This window comes from Pseudonocardia sp. ZF1, assembly GCF_056835605.1.
Window position 1 is genome coordinate 583295 of the sequence record NZ_JAJNBY010000001.1, and the last position, 15840, is coordinate 599134.

Here is a 15840-nt window from a genome sequence, read left to right on the forward strand (position 1 = left end):
GCGGCGATCCGCGGTCCGCGCGGTGATCCGCGGCCCGCGCGCGTCCGGACGCGCGCACACGACGGAACTGCGCGCGCCATGTGGATCACCGGCCGACGCGCACGCCGGCGCCCGCTGTCCGCCGCGCGTCGCCCCGGGCGGCGCGGTCGTTCGCCGCCGGCGTGGGCGATCCCCGCCCGCCCCGACCCCGGCCGGATCCGCCCGAGGCCGGGTTCGCGACACCGGCACGGCGTCGGCGGCGTCGCGGGACGACATCGCCCGCAGGCCGGGAGCGCGCGGACTCCGAGCGCGCGACGGCGACGAGCAGGAGAGCGGCCGCGGGCGGCCGGGGAGCGGCGCCCCGGTGACGACGGTCGGGGTGCCGGCGGACACCACCGCCACGACGAGGGCCGCCGCCGGGTGGGCCGACCGCAGCCGGTCGACCCACCTCGGTGGACGGTCCTCGTCCACCCGGGAGGGATGCCCTCCCAGGGCACGGTCAGGAACCCAGCCGCTCCACGACCCAGTCGATGCACGCGGTCAGCGCCGAGACGTCCGACGGCTCCACGGCCGGGAACATCCCGATCCGCAGCTGGTTGCGGCCCAGCTTCCGGTACGGCTCGGTGTCCACGATCCCGTTCGCGCGCAGCGCCTTCGCCACCGCGGCGGCGTCGACGGCGTCGTCCAAGTCGATCGTGCCGACCACCAGGCTGCGGTGCGCCGGGTCGGTGACGAACGGCGTCGCGAAGCTGCTCTTGTCGGCCCAGGTGTAGAGCCGGTCGGAGGAGTCGCGGGTGCGTGCGACGCAGCCGTCGAGCCCGCCCAGCGCGTTCATCCAGCGGACCTGGTCCTCGAGCAGGAACAGGGTCGCCAGCGACGGCGTGTTGTAGGTCTGGTCCTTGCCGGAGTTGTCGACGGCGGTGGCCAGCGACAGGAACGGCGGGATCCAGCGGTCCGACGCGGCCAGCTCGGCGACCCGCTCCAGGGCCTTCGGGCTCATGATCGCGAGGAACAGGCCGCCGTCGGAGGCGAAGCCCTTCTGCGGGGCGAAGTAGTAGACGTCGGACTGGGTGATGTCGACCGGCAGCCCGCCGGCGCCCGAGGTGGCGTCGATCAGCACGAGCTGGTCGTCGGTGGTGCCCGCGGGCCGGTTGACGGGCACCGCGACGCCGGTCGAGGTCTCGTTGTGCGCCCACGCGATGACGTCGACCGACGGGTCGCTCACCGGCTCCGGCGCGTTGCCCGGGTCGGCCTTGACGATCACCGGGTCGGCCAGGAACGGCGCGCCGGTGGTGGTGTCGGCGAACTTCTGGGAGAACTCGCCGTAGGTCAGGTGCAGCGAGCGCTGACGGACCAGGCCGAACGCGGCTGCGTCCCAGAAGGCGGTGGAGCCGCCGTTGCCGAGGACGACCTCGTAGCCGTCCGGCAATGAGAACAGCTCGGCCAGCCCGGACCGCACCCGTCCGACGAGCTCCTTCACCGGCTTCTGCCGGTGCGAGGTGCCCATCAGGGAGTCACCGGTCGCGGCGAGGGCGGACAGCTGCTCGGGGCGCACCTTGGACGGACCGCATCCGAAGCGGCCGTCCTGCGGAAGGAGATCGCCGGGGATCTTCAGATCGGCAGGGGAGGTCACTCCACCAGTGTCGCAGCCGGACCGGCGTGCCGTGCGACGAGTGCTGCGCGCCACCCGCCGGCGTCGTCGGGTGACGGCGGGGGCGCGGTGCGAGCGCCGGTAGGCGAGCGGGGCCATCCCGATGTCGGCGTGCAGCCGCTCGCGCAGCGCGGCGGTGGTGCCGAAGCCGGAGCGGGCCGCGACCTGCTCGACGGGGAGGTCGGTGGTCTCCAGCAGGCGTCGCACGAGGTCGAGGCGGCGCGCGGACAGCCAGCGCCCCGGGCTGGTGCCGGTCTCGGCGCGGAAGCGGCGGGTGAAGGTCCGCACGCTCATGGACGCCCGTTCCGCCAGCTCCTCGACGGCGAGCGGCCGGTCGAGGTGCTGCAACGCCCACTCGCGCACGGCGCGGGTGTCGGGGCCGCCGCCGGGGTCGGGGACGTGGGACTCCACGAACTGCGCCTGCCCGCCCTCCCGCCACGGCGCGACGACGTTGCGCCGGGCCGTCGCCGCGGCGGTCCCGGCGCCGTGGTCGCGGCGCACCAGGTGCAGGCAGAGGTCGATGCCCGCGGCGACGCCCGCCGAGGTGAGGACGTCGCCGTCGTCGACGAACAGCACGTCGGGGTCGAGCTCGACGTGCGGGTACAGCGCGCGGAAGTCGTCCACGTGCGCCCAGTGGGTGGTGGCGCGGCGGCCGTCGAGCACCCCGGCGGCGGCGAGGGTGAACGCGCCGGTGCAGATCGCGACCACCCGCGCGCCGCGGTCCACGGCCCGGCGCACCAGGCCGAGGACGGCCGGGCCCGGGTCGCCGGTGTTCGGGCCGCGCACGGCCGGCACGACCAGGGTGTCCGCGCGCTCCAGCGCCTCGATCCCGTGTTCGGGCAGCACCCGGTACCCGGCACTGGTGCGGACCGGGCCGCCGTCGACGGTGGCGACCCGCACGTCGTAGAGGGGGGTGCCGTCCGCCGTGGTCGTGGTGCCGAGGATCCGCTCGGGGATGCCCAGCTCGAAGGCGATCACCCCGTCGACGGCGAGCACTCCGACCCGGTGCATGGCCGAATTCTTGCGCATGTCGTCCGAGCGGCCACTGTTGCGCATCGCAGCGCCACCGCACGATGGAGCCATGACGACAGCGCCCGCGACGGCGGACACGCAGCGGCGCCGGGTGCACCCGGCCTGGTGGGCGGCCGGGGCGACGTTCCTCGCCCTGCTCGGCGCGGCCGGGTTCCGCTCCACGCCGGGCGTGCTGGTGGAGCCGCTGCACGCCGAGTTCGGCTGGGGCATCGGGTCCATCTCCTTCGCGCTCGCGGTGAACCTCGCCCTGTTCGGGGTGACCGCGCCGTTCGCGGCGGCGCTGATGGAGCGCTTCGGCGTGCGCCGCGTGGTCGCGACCGCGCTGGTCATGGTGGCGGTCGGCGCGGGCACGACCGTGTTCATGACGGCGGTCTGGCAGCTGGTGCTGCTGTGGGGCGTCGTCGTCGGGCTGGGTACCGGGTCGATGGCGATGGCGCTGGTCGCGACCGTGGTGAACCGCTGGTTCGTCGCCCGTCGCGGCCTCGTCTCCGGCGTCCTCACCGCCGCCACCGCCACCGGGCAGCTGGTGTTCCTGCCGCTCGTCGCGGCCGTCGTCGAGTCGGGCGGGTGGCGGCCCGCGGCGCTGATCACCGCGGGCGCGGCCCTGGCCGTGGTGCCGGTCGTGCTGCTGTTCCTGAAGGACCGCCCCGCCGACGCCGGGGTCCTGCCCTACGGCGGCACCGAGGCCGACGTCGTCCCGCCGCAGCGCGCGGGTGCCGCGCGGCTGGCGCTGCGGGCCCTGGCCGACGCCTCGCGCACCGGCACGTTCTGGCTGCTCGTCGGCGGGTTCTTCATCTGCGGCGCGACGACGGCCGGGCTGGTCCAGTCCCACTTCGTCCCGGCCGCGCACGACCACGGCATGCCCGCGACGACGGCGGCCTCCCTGCTCGCCCTGGTCGGCATCTTCGACCTGCTCGGAACGATCTTCTCCGGCTGGCTGACCGACCGCGTCGACCCGCGGCTCCTGCTGGGCGCCTACTACGCGCTGCGCGGGCTGTCGCTGTTCCTGCTCCCGCCGCTGTTCGGGACCGATCTGAACGCGAGCATGCTCGCGTTCGTCGTGTTCTACGGCCTGGACTGGGTCGCGACAGTCCCACCGACGATGGCGCTGGCCCGCGAGGCGTTCGGCGCCCGCTCGGCGGTGGTGTTCGGCTGGATCTTCGCCTCGCACCAGATCGGGGCGGCGTTCGCCGCACTCGTCGCGGGGCTGGTCCGCGACGCGCTGGGCAGCTACGACGCGGCCTGGTACGGCGGCGCCGTCCTCTGCGTCGTCGCGGCCGGGCTGTCGCTGGCGATCCGGCGCCGGCGGGTCCCCGCGCCTCTGCCCACCGGCTGATCACCATCGGCTCACGATCGCCGGAGATCCCGCCCGGGCGTCCCCGATGTCCGGTAGGACACGAACCGGGCGAGCAGAGGGGGCGACCGTGACGGAGGACCACCCCGGCCCGGGGGAGCCTGGGCCGCCGCAGCCCGGCATCGTGCCGCTACGACCGCTCGACGCCGGAGAGATCGTGGGTGGGGCGTGGCGCCATGTGCGCCGCGGCCCCGTCCTCACGCTGGTGCCGGCCCTCGTGCTGATGATGGTCGTGCTCGGGGCCGAGGGCCTGCTGACGCTCGTCGAGCCCACGCCGCCCCCGACCCCCGACCTGGTGGAGGTGTTCGCGGGGTCCCTGGGCAGCGGCCTGCTGGTCGCACTGCTGGGGGCCCTGGTGACTCCGCCGTTCGCGGTGCTGCTGCTGGCGGGCCTGCACCTCGCGGTGCTCGGGCAGCGGCCCACGCTGCGGTCGTCGTACCCGGTACGGCCCTGAGCTACGGCGTGTACGGGCTGCTCCACCAGGACCGGTGGCTCCGCCGCGACGGCGGGGAGGCCGTCGCGCGGATCACCGGCCCCCGCTCCTGAGCGGGCCCCGTACGTCGCACGGGCCGCGGGTCCCGGTCAGCGGGCGACGACCGAGTCCCAGCCCTCGACCTCCTGCGGACGGCGCGGGCCCGGGCCGATGTACTGCGCGCTCGGACGCACGAGCTTGCCCTCGCGCTTCTGCTCCATCACGTGCGCCGACCAGCCCGCGGTCCGGGCCGAGGTGAACATCGCGGGCATCATGTGCGGCGGGACCTCGGCGAAGTCGAGGATCACCGCCGCCCAGAACTCGACGTTGGTCTCGATCGGACGGTCCGGGCGCCGCTCGCGCAGGATCGCCAGCGCCGTGCGCTCCAGCTCGGCGGCCACCTCGTAGCGCGGGGCGTTCAGCTCCCGACAGGTGCGGCGCAGCACGCGGGCCCGCGGGTCCTCGGCCCGGTAGACCCGGTGCCCGAAGCCCATGAGCTTCTCCTTGCGGTCCAGCAGGCCCGTCACCAGCGCCCCCGCGTCACCGGTGCGCTCCACCTCGTCGATCATCGGGAGCACCCGGGCCGGGGCGCCGCCGTGCAGCGGGCCGGACATGGCGCCGATCGCGCCGGACAGCGACGCGGCGGCGTCGGCGCCGGTGGAGGCGATCACCCGGGCGGTGAAGGTCGAGGCGTTCATGCCGTGCTCGGCGGCGGACACCCAGTAGGCGTCGACGGCGGCGACGTGGCGCGGGTCGGGCTCGCCACGCCAGCGGGTCATGAAGCGCTCGGTGATGGTGGAGCACTCGTCGATGCGCGACTGCGGCACCGCGGGCACACCGATGCCGCGGGCGGACTGGGCGACGTAGGACAGCGCCATCACCGAGGCGCGGGCCAGGTTGTCGCGGGCCTCGGTGTCGTCGATGTCGAGCAGCGGGCGGTAGCCCCAGTACGGGGCGAGCATGGCCAGCGCCGCCTGCACGTCGACCCGGACGTCACCGGTGTGCACCGGGATCGGGAACGGCTCGGCGGGCGGCAGGCTCTGGCCGAACCGGCCGTCGACCAGCAGGGCCCAGACGTCGCCGAAGGTCACGGTGCCGGCGAGGTCCTCCAGGTCGACGCCGCGGTAGCGCAGCGACCCGCCGTCCTTGTCGGGCTCGGCGATCTCGGTCCGGAACGCGACGTGGCCCTCCAGCCCGGACGTGAAGCCGGGCGGCGGCGGGGGCACCTCGTACGCGGTCGTCTCGGTCACCGGGTCTCCTTCGGCTCGGATCGTCGCCGTCACCCTGCTCCGAACGGGTCAGCGGGGCAACGCGACCGGCCGGTGGTGTCGATCACGAACCGGACTCCCGTCCGTGAACACCGGTCGCGACCACTCCGATCGGCGGGTGCACACGCGGCTCCGGCGCGCTTACCGTGCGAGACGCACGCACCTGTCCGGAAGGGGAACCGATGACCGACGCGCCCGCCCTCGAGAGGATGCGGACGGACTACTCGAGCCGCCCGCTCGACGTCGACGATCTGGCTCCGACCTGGCACGAACAGCTCACCGCGTGGCTGGAGCAGGCCCGTGAGGCCGGGCTGACCGAGCCGAACGCGATGGTGCTGGCGACGTCGGACCCGGACGGGCTGCCGTCGTCGCGCACCGTCCTGTGCAAGGGCCTCGACGCCGGCGGGATCGTCTTCTACACCAACTACACCTCGGCCAAGAGCCACGACCTGAACCGCACGCGCGTCGCCTCGGTGACCTTCCCCTGGTACGACCTCCAGCGGCAGGTCCAGCTCTCCGGCCGGGTGGAGCGCTGCTCGGACGCCCAGTCCGACGCCTACTGGGCGCTGCGCCCGCGCGGGTCGCAGCTGGGTGCCTGGGCGTCGGCGCAGTCGACGATCGTCGCGGGGCGCACCGTCCTCGACCAGGCGCTCGCCGGGGTCACCCGCCGCTTCGACGGCGTGGAGGAGATCCCGCGGCCCCCGCACTGGGGCGGCTGGCGGATCGTGCCGTGGCAGGTCGAGTTCTGGCAGGGCCGCGCCGACCGGATGCACGACCGGCTGCGGTTCGAGGTCGGCCGCGACGACTCCTGGTCCGTGCGGCGGCTCGCCCCCTAGGGAGATCCCGGAGGCGCGTCGTCGGGGCGTCCGTGTACACCTTGACGTCGTGAGCACGCGCAACGATCCCGGCGAGGGGCCGACGCAGCCCGTGCCCGGTGCGGAACGGGACACCCCGACCCGCCCGGTCCCCGCCGCCGCGGACCAGGGCCCGACCGTCCGCACCCGCGCGTCGCGGATCACCGGGCTGCTGCGGTCGACCTTCGCCGACACCACCCCGCTGCGCACACCCGCCTACCGGCGGCTGTGGGTGGCCGGGATCGTGACGGTGATCGGCGCGCAGCTGTCTGTCGTCGCCGTGCCGATCCAGATCTTCCAGCTGACCGGCTCCTCGGCCTACGTCGGACTCACGGGGCTGTTCGGCCTGGTCCCGCTGGTGGTGTTCGGGCTGTGGGGCGGCGCGATCGCCGACGCCGTCGACCGCCGGGTCATGCTGCTGTTCACCGGCTCCGGGATCGCGCTGAGCTCGCTGGCGCTGTGGGTGGTGTCGGCCAGCGGCGCCGGGAACGTGTGGGTCGTGCTGGTGCTGTTCGCGTTCCAGTCGGCGATGCTCGCGATGAACCAGCCCACCCGCAGCGCGGTCATCCCGCGGCTGCTGCCCGCCGAGCAGCTGCCCGCGGCGAACGCGCTGAACATGACCGTCGTGCAGGTCGGCGCGGTGCTCGGGCCGCTGCTGGCCGGGGTGCTGATCCCGTTCATCGGGCTCTCGACGCTCTACCTGATCGACGCGATCTTCCTGCTGGCGACGCTGTGGGCGACCTGGCGGCTGCCCGCGCTGCCCAGCTCCGCGCAACGGGTGGACGGCGCCCGCCCGAAGGTGGGGCTGCGCTCGGTCGTCGACGGCTTCCGCTACGTCGGGACGCAGCGCATCCTGCTCGTCTCGTTCCTGGTCGACGTGATCGCGATGGGTCTGGGCATGCCCCGGGTCCTGTTCCCGCAGATGGCGGTGGACACCTTCGGCGGGACGGTCGACGGTGGTGTCCAGCAGGGCCTGCTGTACGCCGCGATCCCGATCGGGATGGTCGCCGGCGGCGTGCTCTCGGGCTGGCTGCAGAAGGTGCAGCGCCAGGGCGTCGCGGTCGTCGTCGCGGTGTGCGTGTGGGGCGGCGGGGTGCTCGTGTTCGGGCTCACCGGGTCGCTGTTCCTCGCGGTGCTCGCGCTCGCCGTCGCCGGTGCCGGGGACCTGGTCAGCTCGGTCTACCGGTCGTCGATGCTGCAGACCGTCGCCACCGACGAGATGCGCGGCCGGATGCAGGGCGTGTTCATCGTCGTCGTCGCGGGCGGGCCCCGGCTCGCCGACATGTGGCACGGGTCGGTGGCCTCGCTCGTCGGGCCCGGCCCCACCGCGGCGCTCGGCGGCCTCGCCGTGATCGTCGGCGTGCTGCTGTGCGTGTGGCGCTTCCCGGAGTTCCTCCGATATCGGGCACCCCGCGACGGAGGGTGAGAATCGTCGCCGCGTTCTGCGGAATCGCCCCGGCGGGCTAGCGTGTGCCCGAGACCCGATTGATCCCCGCTGTGAGAGGGAACCTCCACATGTCCGACGAGACCGCCGCCAAGTCCGACACCGCCGTACTCCGGTACTCGGGCGGCGAGTTCGAGACCGCGGTGCACACCCCGACGGAGGGGTCGCAGGCCGTCGACGTCAGCAAGCTGCTCGGCAAGACCGGCCTGGTCACCTTCGACCCGGGCTTCACCAGCACCGCTGCCTGCTCGTCCGCGATCACCTACATCGACGGTGACGCCGGCATCCTCCGCTACCGCGGCTACCCGATCGACCAGCTGGCCGGGAACTCCACGTTCCTCGAGGTCAGCTACCTGCTGATCTACGGCGAGCTGCCGAGCCAGCAGCAGCTCGACGCCTTCACCAACCGGATCAGCCGGCACACCCTGCTGCACGAGGACCTGAAGCGCTTCTTCGAGGGCTTCCCGCGGGACGCGCACCCGATGCCGGTGCTGTCGTCGGCGGTCAGCGCGCTGTCGACCTTCTACCAGGACTCGCTGGACCCGCACGACGAGGAGGCCGTCGAGCTCTCCACCGTACGGCTCATGGCGAAGGTCTTCACGATCGCCGCCTACGCGTACAAGAAGTCCGTCGGGCAGCCGTTCCTGTACCCGGACAACTCCCTCGGCCTCGTCGAGAACTTCCTGCGGATGACCTTCGGGTTCCCCGCCGAGCCCTACGAGCTGGACCCGGACATGGTCCGCGCTCTCGACACCCTGCTGATCCTGCACGCCGACCACGAGCAGAACTGCTCCACCTCGACGGTGCGGCTGGTCGGCTCCAGCCAGGCGAACCTGTTCGCCTCCATCTCCGCCGGCATCAACGCGCTGTTCGGCCCGCTGCACGGCGGCGCCAACCAGGCGGTCCTGGAGATGCTGACCCGCATCAAGGACGTCGAGGGCGGCAACGTCGACGACTTCGTGAACCGGGTCAAGAACAAGGAGCAGGGCGCGAAGCTGATGGGCTTCGGGCACCGGGTCTACAAGAACTACGACCCTCGCGCGAAGATCGTCAAGGAGCAGGCCGAGACGATCCTCAAGAAGCTCGGCGTCAACGACCCGCTGCTCGACATCGCCATGACGCTCGAGGAGAAGGCGCTGGCCGACGACTACTTCGTCGAGCGCAAGCTCTACCCGAACGTCGACTTCTACACCGGTGTCATCTACCGGGCGATGGGCTTCCCGGTGAAGATGTTCACCGTGCTCTTCGCACTCGGCCGGCTCCCGGGCTGGATCGCGCACTGGCGCGAGATGATGAACGACCCGCAGAACAAGATCGGGCGTCCGCGCCAGCTCTACACCGGTTCTGCGGAGCGGCTGTACGTGCCCGTCGGGCAGCGCTGACCGCGTAGCCCCACCGCCTCACCCCCCGAGCGGGCCGGTCCCACGACCGGCCCGCTCGCTCGTTCCGGGGAGCCGCCGCCCCGCCTCGCGCACCGCCGCCCCGGTGCCCCCAGGGGAACCCTCGTAGCGCTCTAAGCCACGAGAGTTCCCCTGGGGGCACACCGGAGGGGTGCGACGGCTCGGCGGGCGGCGCGGCGGCGGCGCCGCTAGCGTCGACCGGCATGGCGCCCAGCACTGCCGTCGTCTGGTTCCGGCGCGACCTCCGGGTCGCCGACCAGCCCACGTTCCTCGCCGCGGCCGACGCCGCCGACCGCGCGCTCGCGCTGTTCGTGCTGGACCCGGCCCTGCTGACCCCCTCCGGTGCGGCCCGCGCGAACTTCCTCTTCGGGTGTCTGCGCGAGCTCGACGAGGCACTCGGCGGGAAGCTGCTCGTCGTGAAGGGCGACCCGGCCGACGTCGTCCCGCGGATCGCGAAGGCCGTCGGCGCGCAGACCGTGCACGTCGCGGCGGACTACGGCCCCTACGGCCGCGAGCGCGACGAGCAGGTCGAGAAGGCGCTCGCCGAGGACGACGTCGAACTCGTCCGCACCGGCTCGCCCTACGCCGTCGCCCCCGGCCGGGTGGAGAAGGGCACCGGCGGGCCGTTCAAGGTGTTCACCCCGTTCAGCCGCGCCTGGGCCGACCACGGCTGGCGCGCCCCGGCCGACACCGACGCGTCGACGTGCACCTGGATGGATCCGTCGGACAAGGACGGCGGGCCCCGCGCGGTGAAGGTCCCCGACGACGAGCCGGTCGAGGCCGAGCTGCCCGAGGCGGGGGAGTCCGCGGCACTGGCCCGCTGGAAGGACTTCCTCGACGAGGGCGTCGAGGACTACGGGTCCGCCCGCGACCTGCCGGCCGAGCGCGGCACCTCGGGCATGTCGCCGTACCTGAAGTACGGCTGCGTCCACCCGCGCACGCTGCTCGCGGACCTGGCGAAGCGGAAGGGTGACTCGGTGAAGACCTACCGCACCGAGATCGCCTGGCGGGACTTCTACGCCGACGTGCTGTACCGGCGCCCGGACTCCGCGCGGGGGAACTACGACACGGCCTTCGACCACCTGCCGCTGCGCACCGGGAAGGCCGCCGACGCCGACTTCGAGCGCTGGTGCGAGGGCCGGACGGGCTTCCCGATCGTCGACGCCGGGATGCGCCAGCTGCGCGGCGAGGCCTGGATGCACAACCGGGTGCGGATGATCGTCGCGTCGTTCCTGGTCAAGGACCTGCACATCCCGTGGTGGCGTGGCGCCCGGCACTTCATGGCACTGCTCGTCGACGGCGACCTGGCCTCGAACCAGCACGGCTGGCAGTGGACGGCCGGGTCGGGGACGGACGCGTCGCCGTACTTCCGGGTCTTCAACCCGATCACCCAGGGCGAGAGGTTCGACCCCGACGGCGACTACGTGCGCCGCTGGGTGCCCGAGCTCGCCGACGTCGACGGGAAGGCCGTGCACCAGCCGTGGAAGCTGAAGGGCGGCATCCCGGACGGGTACCCGGAGCCGATGGTCGACCACAAGGCCGAGCGGGAGGACGCGCTCGCCCGCTACGACCAGGTCAAGGCCGCCCGGTCCTGAGGGCGTCCCGCCAGCGGACCCGCGCCCCGGTGCGCAGCACCGAGTTGCGGTAGACGCGGGCCGACAGCACCACCATCCCGGCCAGCGCGAGCAGCGCCAGCACGAACGCGACGACCGGCTCCCACCACGCGGTGACCCCCAGCGCGGTGCGGGCCGGCATGAGCGTCTGCGACAGGTAGGGCACGAACGACAGCACCGTGGTGACGGGGTTGCGCGGGTCCACGGGCAGCACGGCGACGGCGAGCAGGAACGGCACGAGCAGCACGACGGCGATCGGCGCGGTCACCGACTGGAGCTCCTCCTGGCGGGACACGAGCGCCCCCGCCGCTGCGTAGAGCGTCGCGAACAGGAAGAACCCGACCAGGTACCAGGCCAGCGCCGACACCAGCGTCGGCAGCAGCAGCGCCGGGACGGCCAGCGCGCCCGTGCCCACCGCGACGGCCGCGCCCACCGCGCCGAGGATCAGCAGCTGCAGCAGCCCGACCAGACCGAGGCCGAGCACCTTCCCGGCGAGCAGCTGCCGGGCCGGGATCGTCGCGAGCAGCAGCTCCACCACGCGTCCGGACTTCTCCTCGACCACCCCCTGCGCGACCGCCGCGCCGTAGGCGGTGACCGAGAAGAACAGCAGGAACGTCACGACGAACGCGGTCCCCACCCGCTGGCCCAGCTCGGTGTCGACCGGTTCGAGGGTGCGCACGCCCACCCCGGACAGCGTGCTGACCCGCTCCGGGTCGGCGCCGGCGGCGAGCAGCGACTCGCGCACGGCCTGCTGCTCGACGACGTCGGCGACCAGCGACCGCAGCCCCGGCGCGACGTCGTCGAGGCCCACGAGCTGGTAGGTCCCCGGTGCCCCGGTGAGCATCGCGTCGGCCTCGCCGGTGCGGACCATCGACTCGGCGGTGGCCCGGTTCCCGGCCTCGGTCAGCCGCAGCGCGGTGCCCAGCCGGTCCGCGGTGCCCTGCAGCTCGCCGCGCAGCTCGCGGGCCGGCCCGTCGAGCACCAGCGACGACGACGAGTTCTGCGACCCGGCGAACACGATCACCGCGCCGTAGCCGCCGAACACCAGCAGCATCAGCAGGATCCCGACGACGAACGTCCGCGACCGCAGCTGGGTGGTGATCTCCCGCCGCGCGACGAGCAGCACCGTCCTCATCGGGCACCGTCGGTCGACGGGACGGCGCGGTCGCGCACGGCGTCGCGGTACAGCTCGGTCAGCGGCGGCCGGTACGGACCGAACGCGTGTACCGGTCCGGCGGCGAGCGCCGCGGCGAGCAGCGCCTGGTCGTCGGTGCCCGGCGCCAGCTCGACGCGGGTGCGGTCGCCCTCGGTGCCGACGACCCGTACCCCGGCGACGGTGTCGGCCCAGCCGGGCGGCGGGCCCGTCACGTCGTAACGGTCGGCGGCCCCGGCCCGCAGTCCGTCGACCGTCCCGACCGCGGCCATCCGGCCCGCCGAGATGATCCCGACCCGGTCGCACAGCCGCTCCACCAGCTCCAGCTGGTGGGAGGAGAAGACCACGGGCACCCCGGCCGCGGCGCGCTCGCGCAGCACCGCCCCCAGGGTGTCGACGGCCGCCGGGTCCAGCCCGGAGAACGGTTCGTCGAGGACCAGCAGGTCGGGGTCGTGCACCAGCGCGGCGCACAGCTGCACCCGCTGCTGGTTCCCCAGCGACAGCTTCTGCACCTCGTCGCCGCGGCGGTCGGCGAGCCCGACCCGGTCGGTCCAGGTCTCGGTGGCGGCGAGCGCGGCCGACCGGGACAGCCCGTGCAGCCGGGCCAGGTAGACGAGCTGCTCGGCGACCCGCATCCGTGGGTACAGACCGCGTTCCTCGGGCAGGTAGCCGATCCGGCGCCGGTCCGCGGGACCGAGCGGGCCGCCCTTCCAGGTGACCGCACCGGCGTCGGCGTCGAGGACGCCGAGCACGATCCGCATCGTCGTCGTCTTGCCCGCGCCATTCCCGCCGACGAAGCCGAACACCTCGCCCGGGGCGACGGTGAAGCTCACCCCGTCCAGCGCGACGGCGGGGCCGAACCGCTTGGCCAGGCCGTCGATCGCCAGCACGGTCGCGACGCTACACGGGGCCGTCGCGAAGGGCCGGGGATCGATCTCCACCCGTGGGTGGCAGCCCCCCTTTTCGCTCTGTAAGCTCCGCACACCGCAAAGACGCTCACCATGTCGATCGCGTAACGAAATGCGGCTCCGCTTGCGGTCCGGCATTTCGACAGTGGGGGGATTATCGAATGTCATCGACTCCGGCAGACGCTGGTCAGCAGGGTGATCAGGACGACGTGGAGCCCTCCGTCCTGCGGAGGGCGGTCGCCGCGTCGGCGATCGGAAACGCCACGGAATGGTTCGACTACGGCATCTACGCCTACCTGACGGTCGAACTGACGAACGCGTTCTTCCCGGGTGAGCTGGGATATCTCGGGACCCTGCTCGGGTTCGCGATCTCGTTCGTCCTGCGGCCGCTCGGCGGCTTCGTGTGGGGTCCGCTCGGTGACCGCATCGGCAGGCAGAAGGTCCTGTCGATGACGATCATCCTGATGGGTGTCGCGACGTTCCTGATCGGCGTCATCCCGTCGTACGAGACGATCGGCTGGGCCGCCCCGGCACTCCTGTTCCTGCTGCGGATCATCCAGGGCTTCTCCACCGGCGGTGAGTACGGCGGCGCCGCCACGTTCATGGCGGAGTACGCGCCGGACCGCAAGCGCGGCTTCTGGGGCAGCTTCCTGGAGTTCGGCACCCTGGCCGGCTTCACGCTCGCGGTGCTGGTCGTCTTCGGCCTGGAGACCGCGATCGGCGAGCAGGCCATGCTCGACTACGGCTGGCGCATCCCGTTCATGATCGCCCTGCCGCTGGCCATGATCGGTCTCTACATCCGGACCAAGCTCGAGGACACCCCGGTGTTCCGGGACCTGGAGGCCGCCGGCGAGTCCGAGTCCGCCGCGACCGGAGCGCTCAAGGACCTCCTCGTACGCTACTGGCAGCCGATCCTGGCGCTGTTCGGACTGGTCATCGCGCTGAACGTCATCAACTACACCCTGCTGACCTACATGCCGACCTACCTGCAGACGACGCTGTCGATGGACTCGGCGAGTGCCGACACCGTCGCCGTGATCGGCCAGGTCGTGATGATGCTGCTGATCCCGTTCGCCGGTGCGCTGTCGGACCGCATCGGCCGCAAACCGTGCTGGTGGATCTCACTGGTCGGCATCTTCGTGCTGGCGATCCCGATGTACATGCTGATGGCGCAGAGCCTGCCGCTGGCGATCCTCGGGTTCACCGTGCTCGGCCTGATCTACCTGCTGCAGCTCGGGACGATCTCCGCGACGTTCCCGGCGATGTTCCCGACCCACGTCCGGTTCGCCGGCATGGCGATCTCCTACAACGTGGCGACGGCGGCGTTCGGCGGCACCGCGCCGCTGATCAACGAGGCGGCCATCGAAGGCACGGGCGACGTCCTGTTCCCGGCCTACTACATGATGGGCGCCTGCGTGGTCGGCATGATCGCGCTCTACTTCCTCATCGAGACGAAGGGTGTGTCGATCGCCGGCCGGGACGTCCCGGGGCTCGCCGAGCACCGCGCACGCCAGGCCGCGAAGACCGGCTCCTGACGCGTACCGCCCGACCGGGCCCGTCCCCACCGGGGACGGGCCCGGTCCGCGTTCAGCGCCCCGCCCACCCCCGGGCCAGCGGCACGTGCCCGACCCGCGCCGCCGCCCACACCCAGGCCCAGCAGACGGTGCCGTCCTCGACGAACACCCGGATCCGGGCGTACTCCGGCCCCTCGTAGGCGTCCAGGATCGCCAGCGCGGACACCGGGTCGGCCAGCTCGACGACCCAGCCGGGCACGCCGTCGCCGGTGTCGAGGGTGAGGGCCGGGTAGTCGTGCCCGGTGTCGGCGATCCCGCCGACCGGCAGCACCGCCGGCTGCGGCAGCGTCGCCGAGGCGTGCGCGCGCAGCAGCCCGAACGCGCGCTGACCCGGCATCAGCGAGCCGTAGACGAACACCCGGGACGGCCAGTGTTCCGGCACGGGCACCCCCTCGGCGGTGTCGGCGTCGAGCCCGTCCGGGCCGGGCGTCCCGGCCTGCGCGGCGGCCCTGGCCTGGTCGAGGGCGGTGCAGGTCACCGGGGCGCCGTCGAGCACGAGCGGCCGGCGGTCGGTGCGGTCGTCCCCGGTCGGGGTCTGCGGTGCGACGTAGGCCCACGGCCGGTCCAGCACCCCGACGCCGTCGAGGAGGGTCACGCGCCCGGTCGCGACCCGGGCGAGCCGGTAGCGGGGCGGGTCGGCGTCGCGGCCCTCGACGGTGTCGAGCGCGGCGAACTGCTCCGGTGCGGCCAGCCACACGGTGTGCTCCTCCACCGCACCGTCGAGGGCGGCCAGGGTGGCCGGACGCTGGTCGTCGACGACGCGGCGACCGGCCGCCCACACCGCCGCCAGGCCCGTGGTGCGCACCCGCAGCACGACCACCGGCCCGCCCAGCCCGCGCGCGTCGCGCATCCAGGTGATCTTCGACGGGCAGGCGTTCGAGCCGTAGGCCAGCAGCGGCACCCGCCCGGCCAGCCGCGGTGCGCCCAGGCCGGCGAGCACGTCGTCGAGGCAGCGGCCGCCGGCCCGCCATCCCGAGGGCGCCGACGGGTCGGCCGTCAGCGGGTGGGTGCGGCCGTCGGTGTGCAGGAACGAGCACGGCGGCCGGGCGCCCGGGTAGGGGTCGGCGGGGAACGCCGAGTCCGGCCACGGTGCAGCGATGTCCGTTCCCGTCATGGGCACGGACCGTAGATCAACGAC

At 73.4% G+C, this 15840-nt stretch carries 12 protein-coding genes and 1 pseudogene; 7 read left to right on the forward strand and 6 right to left on the reverse strand.

Annotated features, from left to right (window positions below; genetic code table 11):
* Positions 1–478: 478 nt before the first annotated feature.
* Positions 479–1612, reverse strand: a complete 1134-nt coding sequence (gene serC, locus ZF1_RS02960; RefSeq protein ID WP_482638666.1) for a phosphoserine transaminase — start codon at positions 1610–1612, stop codon at positions 479–481.
* A gap of 105 nt (positions 1613–1717) precedes the next feature.
* Positions 1718–2713 (reverse strand): annotated as a pseudogene (locus ZF1_RS02965) (GlxA family transcriptional regulator); the annotation flags it as partial.
* On the opposite strand from ZF1_RS02965, the gene ZF1_RS02970 reads away from it, so the two are divergent.
* Both ZF1_RS02970 and ZF1_RS02975 read left to right on the forward strand, forming a co-directional pair.
* The gene (locus ZF1_RS02970; protein ID WP_476653711.1) at positions 2712–3998 is read left to right on the forward strand and encodes an MFS transporter; all 1287 of its coding nucleotides are present in this window, start codon (positions 2712–2714) and stop codon (positions 3996–3998) included. The pseudogene ZF1_RS02965 and the gene ZF1_RS02970 overlap by 2 nt on opposite strands.
* A gap of 88 nt (positions 3999–4086) precedes the next feature.
* A complete protein-coding gene (locus tag ZF1_RS02975; protein WP_482636399.1) occupies positions 4087–4470 on the forward strand; it encodes a hypothetical protein in 384 nt (127 codons plus the stop codon).
* A gap of 128 nt (positions 4471–4598) precedes the next feature.
* On the opposite strand, the gene ZF1_RS02980 is transcribed toward ZF1_RS02975, so the two are convergent.
* Complete coding sequence (locus ZF1_RS02980; protein WP_346102786.1) at positions 4599–5738, reverse strand: citrate synthase 2; 1140 nt, start codon at positions 5736–5738, stop codon at positions 4599–4601.
* 200 nt (positions 5739–5938) lie between these two features.
* Here ZF1_RS02980 and pdxH point away from each other — a divergent pair, with 200 nt between their 5' ends.
* From pdxH to ZF1_RS03000, 4 genes are all read left to right on the forward strand, one after another.
* Entirely contained in the window at positions 5939–6592 is a 654-nt protein-coding gene (gene pdxH, locus ZF1_RS02985) for a pyridoxamine 5'-phosphate oxidase (RefSeq protein WP_405419741.1), read from the forward strand.
* A 49-nt stretch (positions 6593–6641) separates the two neighbouring features.
* On the forward strand, positions 6642–8036 hold the full coding sequence (locus ZF1_RS02990) for an MFS transporter (RefSeq protein WP_405419739.1): 1395 nt from the start codon (positions 6642–6644) through the stop codon (positions 8034–8036).
* A gap of 89 nt (positions 8037–8125) precedes the next feature.
* Positions 8126–9436 (forward strand): citrate synthase, encoded by a 1311-nt coding sequence (locus ZF1_RS02995; RefSeq protein WP_062399893.1) that lies wholly within the window; start codon positions 8126–8128, stop codon positions 9434–9436.
* 221 nt (positions 9437–9657) lie between these two features.
* Positions 9658–11049, forward strand: a complete 1392-nt coding sequence (locus ZF1_RS03000; RefSeq protein WP_482636400.1) for a cryptochrome/photolyase family protein — start codon at positions 9658–9660, stop codon at positions 11047–11049.
* On the opposite strand, the gene ZF1_RS03005 is transcribed toward ZF1_RS03000, so the two are convergent.
* Entirely contained in the window at positions 11030–12202 is a 1173-nt protein-coding gene (locus ZF1_RS03005; RefSeq protein ID WP_482636401.1) for an ABC transporter permease, read from the reverse strand. The two genes, ZF1_RS03000 and ZF1_RS03005, sit on opposite strands and share 20 nt — an antisense overlap.
* Positions 12199–13110, reverse strand: coding sequence for an ATP-binding cassette domain-containing protein (locus ZF1_RS03010; protein ID WP_073577932.1), 912 nt, complete (start codon positions 13108–13110; stop codon positions 12199–12201). The genes ZF1_RS03005 and ZF1_RS03010 overlap by 4 nt, the downstream gene beginning before the upstream one ends.
* Before the next feature lie 227 nt (positions 13111–13337).
* On the opposite strand from ZF1_RS03010, the gene ZF1_RS03015 reads away from it, so the two are divergent.
* The gene (locus tag ZF1_RS03015; protein ID WP_482636402.1) at positions 13338–14663 is read left to right on the forward strand and encodes an MFS transporter; all 1326 of its coding nucleotides are present in this window, start codon (positions 13338–13340) and stop codon (positions 14661–14663) included.
* A gap of 52 nt (positions 14664–14715) precedes the next feature.
* Here ZF1_RS03015 and ZF1_RS03020 read toward each other — a convergent pair whose 3' ends face one another.
* Positions 14716–15816: a gamma-glutamylcyclotransferase family protein gene (locus ZF1_RS03020; protein ID WP_482636403.1), complete on the reverse strand. Its 1101-nt coding sequence runs from the start codon at positions 15814–15816 to the stop codon at positions 14716–14718.
* Positions 15817–15840: the final 24 nt, after the last annotated feature.

What these genes read in the sequence shown, in the direction of transcription:
- ZF1_RS02970 (WP_476653711.1), top strand. Translation starts at nt 2,712, where the DNA reads ATGACGACAGCGCCCGCGACGGCGGACACGCAGCGGCGCCGGGTGCAC.
- pdxH (WP_405419741.1), top strand. Translation starts at nt 5,939, where the DNA reads ATGACCGACGCGCCCGCCCTCGAGAGGATGCGGACGGACTACTCGAGC.
- ZF1_RS02995 (WP_062399893.1), top strand. Translation starts at nt 8,126, where the DNA reads ATGTCCGACGAGACCGCCGCCAAGTCCGACACCGCCGTACTCCGGTAC.
- ZF1_RS03000 (WP_482636400.1), top strand. Translation starts at nt 9,658, where the DNA reads ATGGCGCCCAGCACTGCCGTCGTCTGGTTCCGGCGCGACCTCCGGGTC.
- ZF1_RS03005 (WP_482636401.1), bottom strand. Translation starts at nt 12,202, where the DNA reads ATGAGGACGGTGCTGCTCGTCGCGCGGCGGGAGATCACCACCCAGCTG.
- ZF1_RS03020 (WP_482636403.1), bottom strand. Translation starts at nt 15,816, where the DNA reads ATGACGGGAACGGACATCGCTGCACCGTGGCCGGACTCGGCGTTCCCC.